At 71.5% G+C, this 14,878-nt stretch carries 15 protein-coding genes and 1 tRNA gene; 12 read left to right on the plus strand and 4 right to left on the minus strand.

The features are described 5' to 3' along the window. The first annotated feature begins 6 nt into the window (after positions 1 to 6). The 8 genes from M4960_RS12430 to M4960_RS12465 are packed head-to-tail and all read left to right on the plus strand — an operon-like array spanning position 7 to position 9,240. Positions 7 to 846 carry an urea amidolyase associated protein UAAP1 gene (locus M4960_RS12430; RefSeq protein WP_248704402.1) on the plus strand — a complete coding sequence of 280 codons (840 nt, stop codon included), beginning with the start codon at positions 7 to 9 and terminating at the stop codon, positions 844 to 846. Continuing rightward, on the plus strand, positions 846 to 1,550 hold the full coding sequence (locus M4960_RS12435) for an urea amidolyase associated protein UAAP2 (RefSeq protein ID WP_134195549.1): 705 nt from the start codon (positions 846 to 848) through the stop codon (positions 1,548 to 1,550). Before M4960_RS12430 ends, M4960_RS12435 begins: the two co-directional genes overlap by 1 nt. Then, the gene (gene uca, locus M4960_RS12440; protein WP_248704403.1) at positions 1,547 to 5,236 is read left to right on the plus strand and encodes an urea carboxylase; all 3,690 of its coding nucleotides are present in this window, start codon (positions 1,547 to 1,549) and stop codon (positions 5,234 to 5,236) included. Before M4960_RS12435 ends, uca begins: the two co-directional genes overlap by 4 nt. Then, on the plus strand, positions 5,233 to 6,942 hold the full coding sequence (gene atzF / locus M4960_RS12445) for an allophanate hydrolase (RefSeq protein ID WP_248704404.1): 1,710 nt from the start codon (positions 5,233 to 5,235) through the stop codon (positions 6,940 to 6,942). Before uca ends, atzF begins: the two co-directional genes overlap by 4 nt. Positions 6,943 to 6,968: 26 nt before the next feature. Continuing rightward, a complete protein-coding gene (locus M4960_RS12450) occupies positions 6,969 to 7,661 on the plus strand; it encodes a TetR/AcrR family transcriptional regulator (protein WP_248704405.1) in 693 nt (230 codons plus the stop codon). A 45-nt stretch (positions 7,662 to 7,706) separates the two neighbouring features. Further along, positions 7,707 to 8,315 carry a biotin transporter BioY gene (locus tag M4960_RS12455; RefSeq protein ID WP_248704406.1) on the plus strand — a complete coding sequence of 203 codons (609 nt, stop codon included), beginning with the start codon at positions 7,707 to 7,709 and terminating at the stop codon, positions 8,313 to 8,315. A gap of 56 nt (positions 8,316 to 8,371) precedes the next feature. Beyond that, entirely contained in the window at positions 8,372 to 8,779 is a 408-nt protein-coding gene (locus tag M4960_RS12460) for a hypothetical protein (RefSeq protein WP_159572856.1), read from the plus strand. A 41-nt stretch (positions 8,780 to 8,820) separates the two neighbouring features. Further along, positions 8,821 to 9,240, plus strand: a complete 420-nt coding sequence (locus M4960_RS12465; protein WP_248704407.1) for a hypothetical protein — start codon at positions 8,821 to 8,823, stop codon at positions 9,238 to 9,240. 102 nt (positions 9,241 to 9,342) lie between these two features. Here M4960_RS12465 and M4960_RS12470 read toward each other — a convergent pair. After that, a tRNA-Ser gene (locus tag M4960_RS12470) sits at positions 9,343 to 9,432 on the minus strand. A gap of 143 nt (positions 9,433 to 9,575) precedes the next feature. On the opposite strand from M4960_RS12470, the gene M4960_RS12475 reads away from it, so the two are divergent. Together M4960_RS12475 and radA are read left to right on the plus strand one after the other, a co-directional pair. After that, complete coding sequence (locus tag M4960_RS12475; protein ID WP_248704408.1) at positions 9,576 to 10,541, plus strand: SGNH/GDSL hydrolase family protein; 966 nt, start codon at positions 9,576 to 9,578, stop codon at positions 10,539 to 10,541. Between the two features lie 10 nt (positions 10,542 to 10,551). After that, positions 10,552 to 11,913, plus strand: coding sequence for a DNA repair protein RadA (gene radA, locus M4960_RS12480; RefSeq protein ID WP_248704409.1), 1,362 nt, complete (start codon positions 10,552 to 10,554; stop codon positions 11,911 to 11,913). A gap of 58 nt (positions 11,914 to 11,971) precedes the next feature. On the opposite strand, the gene M4960_RS12485 is transcribed toward radA, so the two are convergent. Further along, complete coding sequence (locus M4960_RS12485) at positions 11,972 to 12,355, minus strand: SseB family protein (protein ID WP_133938701.1); 384 nt, start codon at positions 12,353 to 12,355, stop codon at positions 11,972 to 11,974. A 281-nt stretch (positions 12,356 to 12,636) separates the two neighbouring features. Here M4960_RS12485 and M4960_RS12490 point away from each other — a divergent pair, with 281 nt between their 5' ends. After that, positions 12,637 to 12,846, plus strand: coding sequence for a cold-shock protein (locus M4960_RS12490; protein WP_017887662.1), 210 nt, complete (start codon positions 12,637 to 12,639; stop codon positions 12,844 to 12,846). A gap of 128 nt (positions 12,847 to 12,974) precedes the next feature. Here M4960_RS12490 and M4960_RS12495 read toward each other — a convergent pair whose 3' ends face one another. Further along, entirely contained in the window at positions 12,975 to 13,643 is a 669-nt protein-coding gene (locus M4960_RS12495) for a hypothetical protein (RefSeq protein ID WP_248704410.1), read from the minus strand. A 64-nt stretch (positions 13,644 to 13,707) separates the two neighbouring features. Continuing rightward, positions 13,708 to 14,250: an amino-acid N-acetyltransferase gene (locus M4960_RS12500; RefSeq protein WP_173170102.1), complete on the minus strand. Its 543-nt coding sequence runs from the start codon at positions 14,248 to 14,250 to the stop codon at positions 13,708 to 13,710. Positions 14,251 to 14,348: 98 nt separating this feature from the next. Here M4960_RS12500 and M4960_RS12505 point away from each other — a divergent pair, with 98 nt between their 5' ends. Further along, positions 14,349 to 14,801 carry an SRPBCC family protein gene (locus M4960_RS12505; protein ID WP_123294553.1) on the plus strand — a complete coding sequence of 151 codons (453 nt, stop codon included), beginning with the start codon at positions 14,349 to 14,351 and terminating at the stop codon, positions 14,799 to 14,801. Positions 14,802 to 14,878: the final 77 nt, after the last annotated feature.

Below are 14,878 nucleotides of genomic sequence, written 5' to 3' on the forward strand. Positions count from 1 at the left end.
AACCCCATGCGCGACCTCCACCAGACCGACAGCGTGCTCGCCTCGCGTTCCGATGCGCGCGCCCAGGCCGGGACGCAGTCCGAGTACATGCCGTACCTGCCGGCGTCGACGTCCCCGTTCGCCCCCGAGGGCGTGGACCGCGCACAGCTCGTCTGGGCAGAGACGGTGGCCCCCGGCGGGTACACGCACAAGATCCTGGCCAGGGGCTCTCGTCTCCGCTTCGACGACCCGACGGGGCAGGCCTGCGCCAACCTCCTGGTGTTCAACGCGCTCGAACCGTGGGAGCGGTTGAACGTCGCCGACACGCAGAAGATCCCGTGGCAGGCCTACCTCGGTGCCGGCACGCCACTGCTCAGCGGCGACGGCCGGGCCCTGGCGACGGTGGTCGAGGACACGTCCGGGCACCACGACGCCTTCTGCGGAACCTCCACCGACGCCTGGAACGAGACGAAGTACGGTGGCGCGGCGCCCGAGGGTCCGACGCCGAGCGGCCGGTCGCTGTTCGCGAAGGCAGCGGCGAAGCACGGGCTGACGAAGCGTGACCTGCCGCCGAGCATCTCGTTCTTCCAGGGCGTCCGGATCGACGACGAGGGGGCGATGACCTTCACCGGTTCGGCCGGAGCCGGGCACCACGTCACCCTCGTCGCCGAGCTGCCGCTGCTCGTGCTCGTCGCGAACGTCGCGCACCCGATCGCCCCCCGGCCGGAGTACGCCGTCGGCCCGCTCCGGGTGCACGCCTGGCGTGGGGCACCGACGACCGACGCGGACGAGCGGTTCACGGCCACGCCGGAACTCACCCGCGCCTACCTGAACGCGATCGACTACGCGGAAGCACGAGGCCTCTGATGCCCGACACGACGACGCACACCCGCACCTCCACCGTCCCGGTCGGCGCCGTCCACGCCCCCGACGTCGCCCTGGACTGGAGCGAGTCCCTCGTGCCCGGCGAAGTCGTCCGCGACGACCGGGTCGAGCCGCTCGCGCCCTGGTCCGCCGTCGTCCGCGCCGGCCAGGTGCTCACGATCGTCGACGTCGGCGGCAACCAGAGCGCCGACTGCCTGGTCTACGACGCGCACGACCCCGACGAGCGCTACAGCGTCCCGGACACCCTCGCGGCCCAGGGGAACGCCTACGTCCGCACCGGCACCGTGCTGATGTCGAACGAGGGGCACCCGCTCATGACGGTCGTCGCCAACGAGATCGACCGGCAGGACACCATCGGCGGCGCGTGCTCGAAGGAGTCCAACACCCTGCGGTACGGCCACCACACCCAGTACCAGCACGGCTGCCGCGAGAACTTCCTGGCCGAGGCCGGCCGGCACGGCCTCGGTGCCCGCGACATCGTCTCGAACCTCAACTGGTTCATGAACGTCCCGGTCGAGGCCGACGGCGCCCTCGGGATCGTCGACGGCATGAGCGCACCGGGCAAGCGCGTCGCCGTCCGGGCAGAACGCGACGTGCTCGTCATCGTGTCGAACTGCCCCCAGATGAACAACCCGTGCAACGACTTCTCCTGCACCCCACTGCGCATGATCGTGGTCCAGCCGTGACCGCCGCGCCCGACCCCACCGGGACCGACACCGTGACCCTGAGCCAGAACACCGTCCTCGTCGCCAACCGCGGCGAGATCGCCCGCCGGGTGATCCGGTCCGCGAAGGCCCTCGGCATGCGGACCGTCGCCGTCTACTCGGACGCCGACCGGGCCGCTCCGCACGTCCGCGAGGCCGACGTCGCCGTCCGCCTCGGCCCGGCCCCCGCCCGCGACTCGTACCTCCGCATCGACGCCGTGGTGCAGGCAGCGAAGGACACCGGCGCCGGCTTGGTCCACCCCGGCTACGGGTTCCTGTCGGAGAACACGGACTTCGCCCGCGCCTGCGAGGACGCCGGCATCCGGTTCGTCGGGCCGACCGCCGACCAGATCGTCCGCTTCGGCGCGAAGCACACCGCCCGCGAGCTCGCCGCCGCTGCCGGGGTCCCGATGCTCGCCGGCACCGGCCTGCTCGCCAGCGTCGACGACGCCGTGGCCGAGGCCGAGCGCATCGGCCTGCCGGTGATGCTCAAGGCCACCGGTGGCGGCGGCGGCATCGGCATGCAGGCGTGCGCGACCCTCGCCGAGGTCCGCGCGGCGTACACGAGCGTCACCCGCACGGCCACCGCGGCCTTCGGGTCGGCCGGCATCTTCCTGGAGCGCCTGGTGCGACCGGCCCGGCACGTCGAGGTCCAGCTCTTCGGCGACGGGAACGGCCGCGTCGCGGTCATCGGCGACCGGGACTGTTCCCTGCAGCGCCGCAACCAGAAGGTCATCGAGGAGTCCCCCGCACCGGCGCTCCCCGAGCACGTCCGGACCGAGCTGCACGAGTCCGCCCGTCGCCTGGCCGCGAGCGTCGGCTACCGCAGCGCCGGCACCGTCGAGTTCGTCTACGATCCGGTGCGCGAAGAGGCGTCGTTCCTCGAGGTGAACACCCGCCTGCAGGTCGAGCACCCGGTGACCGAGGAGGTCTTCGGAGTCGACCTCGTCGACCTCATGCTCCGCCTGGCCCGTGACGGCGCCGACGGCATCGGCGACGACGTCTTCGACCGCACCTGGACCCCGAACGGCCACGCCGTCGAGGCCCGTGTCTACGCCGAGGACCCGGCGAAGGGCTCGCTGCCCTCGAGCGGCCTCGTCACCCAGGCGGTGTTCCCGAGCGCGACCACCGAGTCCGGCGACCCGAGCGGACTCCGCGTCGACGGCTGGGTCGAGACCGGCTCCGAGGTCTCGGCGTTCTACGATCCGATGCTCGCGAAGGTCATCGCCACCGGCGAGACCCGCGACGATGCCCTCGACCGGTTGCGCGACGGCCTCGCCGCCACGCGGATCGACGGCATCGTGACGAACACCGGGCTGCTCCGTGCACTGACCGACGACCTCGAGCTCCGCACCGCCACGCACTCCACCTCGACGCTCGACGAGACCGACGACCCGGACCCGCGCATCGACGTCATCGCACCGGGCACCATGACGATGATCCAGGACCTGCCCGGCCGGGTCGGGTACTGGCAGGTTGGCGTCCCGCCGAGCGGCCCGTTCGACGCCGCGTCCTTCGCCGAGGCGAACCGCGCCGTGGGCAACCCCGACGGCGCTCCCGCGCTCGAGATCACGGCGACGGGTCCGACCCTGCGCTTCTCGACCGCCGGCGTCATCGCGATCACCGGCGCACCCGTGCCCGCGACCATCGACGGCGAACCCGTCGCGGCGTGGGAGCCGATCGAGGTCGGCGCCGGACAGACCCTGGCGATCGGCACGGCCCCCGGGCCCGGCCTGCGCACCTACCTGGCCGTCCGCGGTGGCTTCGACGTCCCCACCTACCTCGGCTCCACCGCCACCTTCACGCTCGGCGGCTTCGGTGGGCACGCCGGCCGTGCGCTGCTCGCCGGCGACGTCCTGCGGCCGGGCTCACCGGACTCCGACGCCGCGCACCCGGCGTTCCCCGCCGGCACCCGCCTGTGCCTGGTCGGCGGCCCGACCCCGGCCGATCGGCGCACGGCACTCACCGACACGTGGGAGATCGGCGTCACCGAGGGCCCGCACGCGGCACCGGACTTCTTCACCCGCGCCGACCTCGACGTCTTCTACGCCACCGACTACGGCGTGCACCACAACTCGGCGCGCACCGGCATCCGGCTGATCGGGCCCCGACCCGAGTGGGCGCGGACGGACGGCGGCGAGGCCGGCCTCCACCCCTCGAACATCCACGACACCCCGTACGCGGTCGGTGCGATCGACTTCACCGGCGACACCCCGATCATCCTGGGTCCGGACGGGCCCTCGCTCGGCGGCTTCGTCTGCCCCGCCGTGGTCGCCAGCGGCGACCTGTGGAAGCTGGGCCAACTCCGACCAGGTGACACGGTCCGGTTCGTCCCCGTCCGCGAAGCCGACGCCGCCGCGCTCGAGGCGAACCGGGCCTCCCGGACCGTCCCCCGCACCGGAGGCGACGGCGACGACGGCGTGATCACCCGCCTGGAGGCGACCGACGTCCGTCCGAGCGTCGCCTACCGACGCGACGGCGACGACAACGTGCTCGTCGAGTACGGCGACATGACGCTCGACATCGCGCTGCGCATGCGCGTGCACGCGCTCATGACGAAGCTGCAGGAACACACGCCGAAGGGGATCCTCGACATCACGCCGGGCATCCGCTCGCTGCAGGTGCACACCGACGCGTCCGTGCTCAAGGCGCGCGACGTCGCCGCGCTGCTCCGCGAGTTCGAGGACGAGATCCCGCCGACCGACCAGCTCGTCGTGCCCTCGCGCACCGTGAAGCTGCCGCTCTCGTGGGACGACCCCGCCACCCGCCTGGCGATCGAGCGGTACATGAACGGCGTGCGGAACGACGCCCCGTGGACGCCCTGGAACATCGAGTTCATCCGGCGCATCAACGGTCTGGAGAGCGTCGACGACGTCTTCCGCACCGTCTTCGACGCGAGCTACCTCGTGCTCGGCCTGGGCGACGTGTACCTCGGCGCCCCGGTCGCCACACCGCTCGACCCCCGGCACCGTCTCGTCACGACGAAGTACAACCCGGCCCGCACCTGGACCGCCGAGAACTCCGTCGGCATCGGTGGTGCGTACCTCTGCATCTACGGCATGGAGGGGCCGGGCGGCTACCAGTTCGTCGGGCGCACCGTGCAGATCTGGAACCGGTTCCGCCGCGGCGGGCTGTTCCAGGAGGACCCGTGGGCGCTGCGCTTCTTCGATCGCATCGAGTGGTACCCGGTCGGTGCCGACGAGCTGCTCGAGCTGCGGGCCGAGACCGACGCCGGACGGGGCTCGTTCGAGACCGTCGACGGCGAGTTCTCGATCGCCTCGTACAACCGCTTCCTCGAGGCGAACGCGGGCTCGATCGCGGACTTCCGGGCGCAGCAAGCGCGGGCGTTCGGCGAGGAGAAGGAGCGGTGGCGAGCCTCCGGCGAGTTCGACGTGCGCGACGAACCGGCCGCCGTCGTGGCGGACGAGGTCGTCCTGCCCGCCGGGGCGACGGCCGTGACCGCGCCCTTCACCTCGACGGTGTGGCAGGTGGACGTGCGACCGGGCGACCGGGTGGACGAGGGACAGAAGTTGTTGGCAGTGGAGGCGATGAAGATGGAGTCGATGGTGCACGCACCGGTGGAAGGCCACGTGTTGGAGGTCTACATCAAGCCGGGCGACCAGGTCGCACCGGGGCAGGTCCTGGCCGCGATCGGAGCGGCGGCGTGAGCGCGGCGAGCGCCGGGGCGAGCGCCGCCACCGCCGCTGCGGACCGCGTCCGCGACGCCTTCGCCCGCATCGACGCCGTCGACCGGCCCGAGGTCTGGATCACCCTGCGCGACCGCGCCGCGGTCCTGCAGGAGGTCGAGGCCGTCGACCCGACGCTCCCCCTCGCCGGCCTGCTGTTCGCCGTCAAGGACAACATCGACGTCGCCGGCCTGGCCACCACCGCAGCCGCCCGCTCCTACGCGTACGAACCCGCCGCCGACGCGACCGCCGTCGCCCGCCTGCGCGCCGCCGGCGCGGTCGTCGTCGGCAAGACGAACCTCGACCAGTTCGCCACCGGCCTGGTCGGCACCCGGTCGCCCTTCGGCGCGGTCCGGAACGCGTGGGACCCGACGCGGATCTCCGGCGGCTCGTCGAGCGGTTCCGCCACAGCCGTCGCGCTCGGCATCGTCGACTTCGCACTCGGCACGGACACCGCCGGGTCCGGCCGCGTGCCGGCGGCGCTCGGCAACCTGGTCGGTGTGAAGCCGACCAAGGGCCTGGTGCCGAACACCGGTGTCGTGCCGGCCTGCCGCTCGCAGGACTGCGTCACGGTCTTCGCCCGATCGCTCGACCTCGCCCGCACGGCGGCGGAGCTGATGGCCGGGCTGGACGACACCGACCCGCTCGCCCGCATCGACGTCGCCCTCGCCGACGTGCCGGCCGTCCCGCGGATCGCGATCCCGCTGCCGTCGCAGCTCGAGGGCCTCGCACCCGGCTGGGCGGAGGCCTTCGCCGCGGCCGTCGAGCGCTTCCGCGCACTCGGCCACGAGGTGGTCGAGGTCGACATCGCACCCCTGCTCGACGCAGCGTCGCTGCTCTACGACGGCGCGTTCGTCGCCGAGCGGTACGCCGCCGTCGGCGCGCACGTCGAGGCGCACAGCGACCTGGTCGGCGACGACCTGGACCCGTCGGTCGCCACGATCGTCCTGGGTGGCGCCCGACCCACGGCAGCGGACCTCTTCGCGGACCAGGAACGCCTCGACGTGCTCGGCGCCGCGGGACGCGCCGCCCTCGCCGGCACCACAGCGCTCCTCACGCCCACCACGACGTGGCACCCCACCCTCGACGAGGTCGCGGCCGATCCGATCGGCGCGAACAGCCGGATGGGTCGGTACACGAACTTCGCCAACCTGCTCGACATGGCCTCGCTCGCCGTCCCTGCCGGGTTCGTCGACGGCCTGCCGTTCGGGGTCATGCTGACCGGTCCCGCGTTCACCGACCGACGGCTCGCGGCGCTCGGCGCCGCGTTCCTCGCGCCCGGCGTCGACCTGTTGGTCGTCGGAGCGCACCTCCGTGACCAGCCGCTGAACGGCCAGCTGGTCGCGTCCGGCGGATCGTTCGTCCGGGAGGCCCGCACCGCGTCCGACTACCGGCTGTACGCCCTCGACACGGTGCCGCCAAAGCCCGGGCTGGTCCGCGTGGGGCCGGTCGCGTCCGGCGGCGGGGGTGTCGCGTCGCCATCCGGCATCGCCGGTGAGGTCTGGCGCCTGCCCGCCGCTGGGTTCGGCACCTTCGTGGCAGGCCTGCCCGCGCCGATGGCCATCGGCACCGTGGCACTCGACGACGGCGCCGAGGTCACCGGCTTCCTGGTCGAACCCTTCGCCGTCGAGGGCGCCCGGGACATCACCCACCACGGCGGGTGGCGCGCGTACCGGGAGCAGGCGTGACGGACCCCGGCTGTCAGGATGGGGGCATGTCCTCCGACGACCGGCCCGTACGCCCCGGCCGTCCGCGGGCCGTCCCGAACGCCGACTCGGCGCTCAGCCCCCGCGACCAGATCCTCGACGCAGCCGCTGCCCTGTTCGTCGAGAACGGCATCAGCGCGACCTCGACCCGGGCCATCGCGGAGCGGGTCGGCATCCGGCAGGCCTCGCTGTACTACCACTTCGCCGGCAAGGACGACATGTTCGTCGAGCTCCTGACGACCTCGGTCCGGCCGAGCCTCGAGGTCGTCCGCGGCCTCGAAGCCCGGGTGCCCTCGTCGGCATCGGCCGCCGGTGCCCTGGCCGCGCTCGTCCTGATCGACGTGGAGACCCTCGCCCGCACCCCGCACAACATCGGCACGCTCTACCTGCTGCCCGAGGTGCAGGGCGAGCGCTACGACGGGTTCCGCGCCGAGCGGATCGAGCTGCGGGACGCCTACGGGCGCCTCGGGTCGCTCGCCGCCGACTCCGACGTCACCGTCGCGATCCCGCCGGCACGGCTCGGTGGGATCCTCATCCAGCTCGCCGAGACCGTCATCCAGCTCCGCCGCGTCGGAGGTGTCGAGGAGGCCGACCGCGACGCCATCGTCGCGACCTGCCTGCGGGCGTGCGGGCTCGACACCACTGCCGTGGCGGATGCCCGCCGCGAGGCCGAGTCACTGCTCGCCGCCGTCACCGTCTGACCAGCTCTTCCGTACGTCTCCGTCGCCCCATCTGGAGGTTCTGCCATGACCGCGCTCTCCCCCACCGCACACCGTCCGCTCGCCGACGCCCTGCTCCCCCGCACCGCGGTCGTGAGCACGGCACTCGTCCTCGGCGGCGCACTGCTCACTGCCGGCGCCGCACAGGTGTCCGTCCCGCTCTGGCCCGTCCCGATCACCGGGCAGACGCTCGCCGTCCTCCTGGTCGGCAGCGCCCTCGGTGCTCGCCGCGGTGCCCTGTCGATGCTCGTCTACGCGCTGCTCGGAGTCATCGGGCTGCCGGTCTTCGCGGGTGGCTCCGCCGGGTTCGGCGTGCTCGTCAGTCCCTCCGGCGGGTACATCGTCGGGTTCATCGCCGCCGCTGCCCTGGTCGGGTGGATCGCCGAACGCTTCGGCGACCGCCCGCTGCGGAACTCGGTGCTGTCCTTCGCGCTCGGCACCGTCGTGACGTTCGCCATCGGCATGGGCTGGCTCGCGGTGTCGCTCGGGCTCGACCTGCAGCAGACGCTCGAGTTCGGGCTGTACCCGTTCGTCCTCGGCGGCGCGGTGAAGGCGCTGCTCGGTGCCGGTGCCATCTCGCTCGGGTGGACGGCGGCGGTTCGGCGACGCGTGGCTGCGCGGGACGCAGGCCGCTGAGGCGCATTCGGCGGGCCACCGTGTTAGGTTGTGCACAACATGATTGCGCACAGCCGATGATCCGGTCCGCCGGCATGCTCCTCGCCCTGCACGGAGCAGGCACGTCGATGACGCGTCCCCTGCCGGTCCGGGCGCACCGGATGCAGGAACGCGGTTTCGTGCCCGGCCTCCCGCACGCACTCCTGGTGCCGCTGCTCGAGATCGCAGCCGGCGCAACCCTCGCGCAGGGCGCACGTCCGTGGACCACGGCTGCCGCTGCCGCAGCGACGGCACTCGGAGCGGTGCGCACCGGCCTCGACCTCGAGGACCGCACCGTCACCGTAGGAACCGTCGCCGCCGCAGCGCTGGCCGTCTCCGGCGCGACGGCGGTGGCCCGCGCGCATCGCGTCGGCCTGCTCGCGGCGACCGGTGCAGTGATCGTGTTCGAACTCACCCGCCGGCGTCGCATCCGCAGCGTCGGTTGACGCACCGCTCCACCCTCCCCTGTGAAAGGCACGTGCCCCTGATGACCTCCCGCCGCCGCACTTCCCGCTCGACCAAGCCCCGCACCGTCGTCCGCATCCTGCTGGGCGCCGCCATGACCTGGGCCGGCATCAGCCACCTCACCGTCGCACGCCAGGAGTTCCGGGCCCAGGTGCCGGAGTTCGTCCCCCTGGACCCGGACGTCACGGTCCTGGCGTCGGGCATCGCCGAGATCTCCCTCGGCGCCGCCCTCGTGCTGCTGGTCCGTCGGCAGGCCACCGTCGGGTGGGTCGCAGCGGTGTTCTTCACCGCGATCTTCCCGGGCAACATTGCACAGTGGATGCACCACCGGGACGGCTTCGGCCTGGACACGAACACCAAGCGGTTCGTCCGGCTCCTGTTCCAGCCCGTGCTGATCGCCGTCGCGTTGTGGGCGACGAACGCAGTCCGCAAGCGGCGCTGAACCCGGCTGCAGAGCGCCCCGGTCGCTCACGCCCTCGAGGGCGATCGGTGCTGCACTTGGAAATGCAGAAAACCCCCGCGTGAACGGGGGTTTTCTGAGAAGTGGCGGTACCGGTGGGATTTGAACCCACGGTGGAGTTGCCCCCACACATGTTTTCGAGACATGATCCTTCGGCCGCTCGGACACGGTACCGGGAAAGAGTTTACACGATCCGGGAGGCCCGCCACGCCACCCGACGTCGGCTCGCCCTCCACAGGCGGTCACCCCTACGGCTCTTCCCACACCCACAGGCCGCCCACGTCGTCGACTCGGCCTGCGGGCGTACCGTCCACGGCATGAAGACCCGCACGCTCATCGCACTCCTGACGTCCGTCCTCGGTGGGGCCGGTGTCCTCGGGGCAGCCGCCGTCGGGGCCCGGGCCGGCGTCAAGGGCCAACGGGCGGCTGCGCAACGGGTGGTCGACATGCTGCCGATCCACGCCGACTGGTGGCACGAGCGACAGCAGCACGAGGGGCAGCTCCTGTACGTGGCGATCGGCGACTCGGCGGCGCAGGGCGTGGGCGCAACGGTGCCGTCCCGCGGGTACGTGGGCCTGTTGGCGCGACGGATCCGGCACCGTTCCCACGAGTCGGTGCGGGTCGTGAACCTGAGCGTCTCGGGCTCGACGACCTGGGGTGCCAAGCGCGACCAGTTGCCGAAGCTCCGGCAGTACACACCCGACATCTGCACGGTGTCGATCGGGGCGAACGACATCGCGGACTTCGACCCGGACAAGTTCGAACGGAACATCCGGGCGATCTACGGCGCGGTGCCGTCGCACGCCGTGGTGTCCGAGCTGCCGTGCATGTTCGTGCCGGACCGTGAGCGCAAGGTGGCGGTGGCGAACGAGATCGTGCACCGTGTGGCCGCCGAGTTCGGGCTGACCGTGGCGCCGCTGCACACCATCACGAAGCGGGTGGGGGTCCGCCGCACGTTCTTCAACAGCTACGGCGACCTGTTCCACCCGAACGACCGGGGGTACGAGGTCTGGGCGAGCGCGTTCGAGCCCGCAGTGGACGCTCGGGTCGACACGGTGGCGGCGATCCGCCACTACCTGTCCGCGCGTGAGGCGGAGAACCTCGGGCGTGAGGCCGGGGCCGTCGCGAACGCTCGTGCCGAGCAGGACACCGACGGCGCCGAGGCACTCGACCACGCCAACCGGCCGAGTCCCGTCGAGCGGATCCGCAACCGGGTGACGGGGTCGGTCGCCCTGCCCGACGAGCCGGTGCACCGCTCCGGCGATGTCGGCGGCACGGCCTAGCCTCGACGACATGGCGCGCCCGCAGTCCCTCTACCGATGCACCGAGTGCGGCTGGACCAGTGTCAAGTGGGTCGGCCGGTGCGGCGAGTGCCAGACCTGGGGCACGGTCGAGGACTCCTCGGCGGTCTCGGCCAGCACACGTGGCACCGCGGCCGTCGCCGTCACGGGTGCCCGAGCGGCACGGCCCATCACCGAAGCCCGCGGCACGACGGTGCAGCGCTGGCAGACCGGCATCGGCGAGTTCGACCGCGTGCTCGGCGGCGGGGTCGTCCCCGGCGCTGCGGTGCTGCTGTCCGGCGAACCCGGTGTCGGCAAGTCCACGCTCCTGCTCGAGGTCGCTTCGCGCGCGGCGTCGTCCGGCAAGCGCGTCCTCTACGTCAGCGCGGAAGAGTCGGTCGACCAGGTCCGGCTCCGCGCCGAGCGCACCGGGGCGATGCACGACGACCTCTACCTGGCGAGCGAGGTCGACCTCGGCGTCATCATCGGCCAGATCGACCAGGTCAAGCCGGACCTGCTCATCGCCGACTCCGTCCAGACCATCTCGTCCAGCTCGATCGACGGCATCGCGGGCGGGACCTCCCAGGTGCGCGAGGTCGCCTCGACCCTGATCCGCATCGCGAAGGACCGCGCCCTCCCCGTCCTGATCGTCGGCCACGTCACCAAGGACGGCACGATCGCCGGGCCACGCCTGCTCGAGCACCTGGTCGACGTCGTCTGCCACTTCGAGGGCGACCGGCAGACCGCGCTCCGCTTCGTCCGGGCTCTGAAGAACCGCTTCGGCCCCACGGACGAGGTCGGGTGCTTCGACATGGGCGGCGACGGCATCCACGAGGTCCCCGACCCCAGCGGCCTCTTCATGTCCAAGAACGCGACCCCGGTCTCCGGCACGTGCGTGACCGTGGCGCTCGAGGGGCGTCGGGCGCTCCCGGTCGAGGTCCAGGCACTCATCGTGCCGAGCTCCGCGCCGCAGCCCCGTCGGGTCGTGAACGGCGTCGATGCCTCACGCGTGGCGATGCTGCTCGCGGTGCTCGAGCGCCGAGCCGGCCTCAAGCTCTCCGATGCCGACGTCTACGTCTCGACGGTGGGCGGCATGAAGCTCACCGAACCCGGCGCCGACCTGGCGATCGCCCTGGCCCTGGCGAGTGCGGCACGTGACCGCCCGTACCCGCACACGCTCGCGGCCGTGGGCGAGATCAGCCTGGCGGGCGAGATCCGTCCGGCCACGGGCACGAAGCAGCGCGTGAACGAGGCCACCCGCCTCGGGTTCACGACGGTGCTCGGCTCGGACTCCGGTCATCTGCGCGAAGCACTGCGGGTGGCGTTCTCGATGACGCAGTCAGCTCGCGAGCGCGAGCTCGACCGCGCGTTCTGAGCCGACGGCGCACCACGGACAGCCTGACGGCCCACCGCGGACAGCCCGACGGCCAGTCCTAAGCGCGCAATGCGGCCAGCAGGTCCCCCGGGGTCGCCTGCATGGTGTTCGGCCCGGCGATGTCGAAGAACACGCCCTCGAGCATGTCGAGGTGGGCGGCCAGGAACTCCTCGAGCCGAGGCCCGTCGTAGACCATGACCTGCCGGATCTTCTCGTCCGGCACCATCGCCGTGTAGGCGTCAGCCGACGAGAACAGCAGCAGGATGCGCTTCTCGGAGCCTTCGCGCCCGAACACCCGCACCTGCATGTCCTTCTTGCCGGTCACGAGCCGGGGGACGATCACGATGTCGTTGCGCAGCGCGAACGCCACCGCAGCGACGTCCTGCTTCGCGAGGGCTTCCTCGAGCTGCTCGCTCCGGAAGCGCTGTTCCTTGTCTGCCATCTGATCAATTCCACCAGATTTTCGCCGTTCCGTGACGCACGGGTAGCCAGTCGGCCCTGAGCACGCTAGCCTGATGGAACCGCTTCGGCGGCGCTCAACGTTCGGGCGAGGTGGTTTGCCCCTCAACTCGGACTACCAGGGTCACTGGCCATCAGGCCTGACCCCGAACCCGTCCCGCCGGCACCTGCCCGCGTGGCGCATCACCCCCGTCGACGTACGTCGGGGCTCCGCAGGTGCGATCGCACCATGGCGGAACGCAAGAAAGCTAAGGAAACGCCATCATGGCATCTACCGGTACCGTCAAGTGGTTCAACAACGAAAAGGGCTTCGGCTTCATCGCCCCGGACGACGGAAGCGCTGACGTCTTCGCGCACTTCTCCGCGATCGCCGGCAACGGCTACAAGTCGCTGGAGGAGAACCAGAAGGTGGAGTTCGACATCACCGAGGGCCGCAAGGGCCCGCAGGCGGAGAACATCACCGTCCTCGGCTGATCACATCAGCTTCGAACGGCCCCGTCGTCCTCTGGACGGCGGGGCCGTTTGCTGTTCCCAGGGTCGTTCCTGCTCCGAGAACCAGGTTCCCGCTGGCCCGAACCGCGCACCCCCGCGCGACGCCCGGGCTACTGCAGGATGAACTGCACCGAGGCCTTCGACTCGAGGTTCCCGACCGCGACCTGCAGGTGGTAGCTGGCCCCGTCGGCCGAGACCGCCGGGCGGGACGCATCGCACGTCGTGGTGGACGACCGGGTGCGGTCCCAGGCGATCGCGGGCGTGGTCAGAGTCTGCCCGGACTTGATCGTGACGTCCTGGTTCGTGCCGCCGGTCTGGCAGTCCTTCGACGACCAGTACTGCTCCTCGCCCGAGCTGATCGTCAGGACCTGCTGCGCTGACCCGAGGTCGAGGTGGCACGAGTTCGTGCCGGTGTTCTTGATCGACATGGCGATCTTCGGGTCTTCGGTGGGGCCGTACGCCTCCTTGTCGAGCACGGGCGTCAGGACGACCTGGTCCTTGCTGCACGTCGACCCGTCGGCAGCGCCGGACCCAGACGCCGACGCAGATGCCGACGCCGAACGGGACGGGGCAGCGGACGAAGCACCACCGGCCGAAGCCGAAGTCGAGGCGGACGGCGAGGACGTGGGCGCTGCCGTCGGCGTCGACGCGCTCCCTCGTCCGACGACGATGAGCACGACCACCACGATGATGATCACGAGCGCGCCGAGCACAGCTGCACGACGGCGCCAGTAAACGACCGGCTTCTCGGGCCCGACGGGGTGGCGCAACGACGACATGCGCACAGGGTAGACAACCGCGGATGCCCGGTGCGGGACCCCCGCCGGGTGCCGCGCGAAAGCGTCAGAGGATCTTCAGCATGCGGGTGTTGCCGAGGGTGTTCGGCTTGACCCGGGCGAGGTCGAGGAACTCCGCGACCCCTTCGTCCGACGAGCGGACCAGCTCGGCGTAGACCGCCGGTTCGACGACCTGCTCGCCGATCTCCAGGTAGCCGTGCTTCGCGAAGAAGTCGACCTCGAACGTCAGGCAGAAGATCCGCGCGACGCCGAGTTCACGGCCGTCGTGTTCGAGCGCCTCGAGCATCCGGTGTCCGACGCGCTTGTGGATCCAGTCGGCGTCGAGGGCGAGCGTGCGCACCTCGGCGATGTCGTCCCAGAAGACGGCGAGGGCACCACAGCCGATCGGGACGCCGTCGGGACCCTCGGCGATCCGGAACTGCTGGATCGAGCCGTACAGCGCGACGTTCTCCTTGCCGAGCAGGATGCGCCGATCGACGTAGGGGGCGATGAGCCGCTGGATGTGCGGGACGTCCGAGGCGAGTGCCGGACGCACCAGGATCCCGTGCTCGTCACGTTCGTGGAACGCGTGCTTCCCGTGCTCTGTCATCCCGACAACCATAGCCGCGCGTGGACGAGCGGCAGCCGACCGCTCCGGGGGACATCCCGCTGTACTGCGCCCAGGCGCGGCCGCCTACCGTCCACACCATGCCTCAGATCATCGAAACCGTCGACGTCAACGTCCCCGTCTCCGCAGCGTACGGTCAGTGGACCCGCTTCGAGGAGTTCCCGCACTTCCTCGACGAGGTCGAGAAGATCGTCCAGGTCGACGACAAGACCACCGACTGGACCGTGAAGGTCGCCGGCCAGGAGCGCGAGTTCCGCGCCGTCATCACCGAGCAGCACCCCGACGAGCGTGTCGCCTGGACCGTCAAGGACGGCGAGACCGACCACGCCGGCGTCGTCACCTTCCACAAGCTCTCCGACGACGAGACGCGCGTGACCGCGCAGATCGACTGGGAGCCGTCCGGCTTCCTCGAGAAGCTCGGCGCTGCGGTCGGCGTCGGTGGCCACGCCATCAAGAAGGACCTGCAGAACTACAAGGAGCGCGTCGAGTCGGCTCCGACCGATACGGGCTGGCGCGGCGACGTGCAGGCGTGATCACGGCCTGACACGTCCGCACACGGACAGACGGGAGGCCCGGTGCCAGCTGGCACCGGGCCTCCCGTCTGTCTGGT

This window comes from Curtobacterium sp. MWU13-2055 (genome assembly GCF_023242305.1).
Classification (GTDB): Bacteria; Actinomycetota; Actinomycetes; order Actinomycetales; family Microbacteriaceae; genus Curtobacterium.

Coding starts and splice junctions, on each gene's coding strand:
- M4960_RS12465 (WP_248704407.1), top strand. CDS start 8,821: ATGACCTCCCGCCGCCGCACTTCCCGCTCGACCAAGCCCCGCACCGTC.
- M4960_RS12475 (WP_248704408.1), top strand. CDS start 9,576: ATGAAGACCCGCACGCTCATCGCACTCCTGACGTCCGTCCTCGGTGGG.
- M4960_RS12455 (WP_248704406.1), top strand. CDS start 7,707: ATGACCGCGCTCTCCCCCACCGCACACCGTCCGCTCGCCGACGCCCTG.
- M4960_RS12485 (WP_133938701.1), bottom strand. CDS start 12,355: ATGGCAGACAAGGAACAGCGCTTCCGGAGCGAGCAGCTCGAGGAAGCC.
- M4960_RS12460 (WP_159572856.1), top strand. CDS start 8,372: ATGATCCGGTCCGCCGGCATGCTCCTCGCCCTGCACGGAGCAGGCACG.
- M4960_RS12505 (WP_123294553.1), top strand. CDS start 14,349: ATGCCTCAGATCATCGAAACCGTCGACGTCAACGTCCCCGTCTCCGCA.
- M4960_RS12500 (WP_173170102.1), bottom strand. CDS start 14,250: ATGACAGAGCACGGGAAGCACGCGTTCCACGAACGTGACGAGCACGGG.
- M4960_RS12490 (WP_017887662.1), top strand. CDS start 12,637: ATGGCATCTACCGGTACCGTCAAGTGGTTCAACAACGAAAAGGGCTTC.
- radA (WP_248704409.1), top strand. CDS start 10,552: ATGGCGCGCCCGCAGTCCCTCTACCGATGCACCGAGTGCGGCTGGACC.
- M4960_RS12495 (WP_248704410.1), bottom strand. CDS start 13,643: ATGTCGTCGTTGCGCCACCCCGTCGGGCCCGAGAAGCCGGTCGTTTAC.
- M4960_RS12430 (WP_248704402.1), top strand. CDS start 7: ATGCGCGACCTCCACCAGACCGACAGCGTGCTCGCCTCGCGTTCCGAT.
- M4960_RS12450 (WP_248704405.1), top strand. CDS start 6,969: ATGTCCTCCGACGACCGGCCCGTACGCCCCGGCCGTCCGCGGGCCGTC.
- M4960_RS12435 (WP_134195549.1), top strand. CDS start 846: ATGCCCGACACGACGACGCACACCCGCACCTCCACCGTCCCGGTCGGC.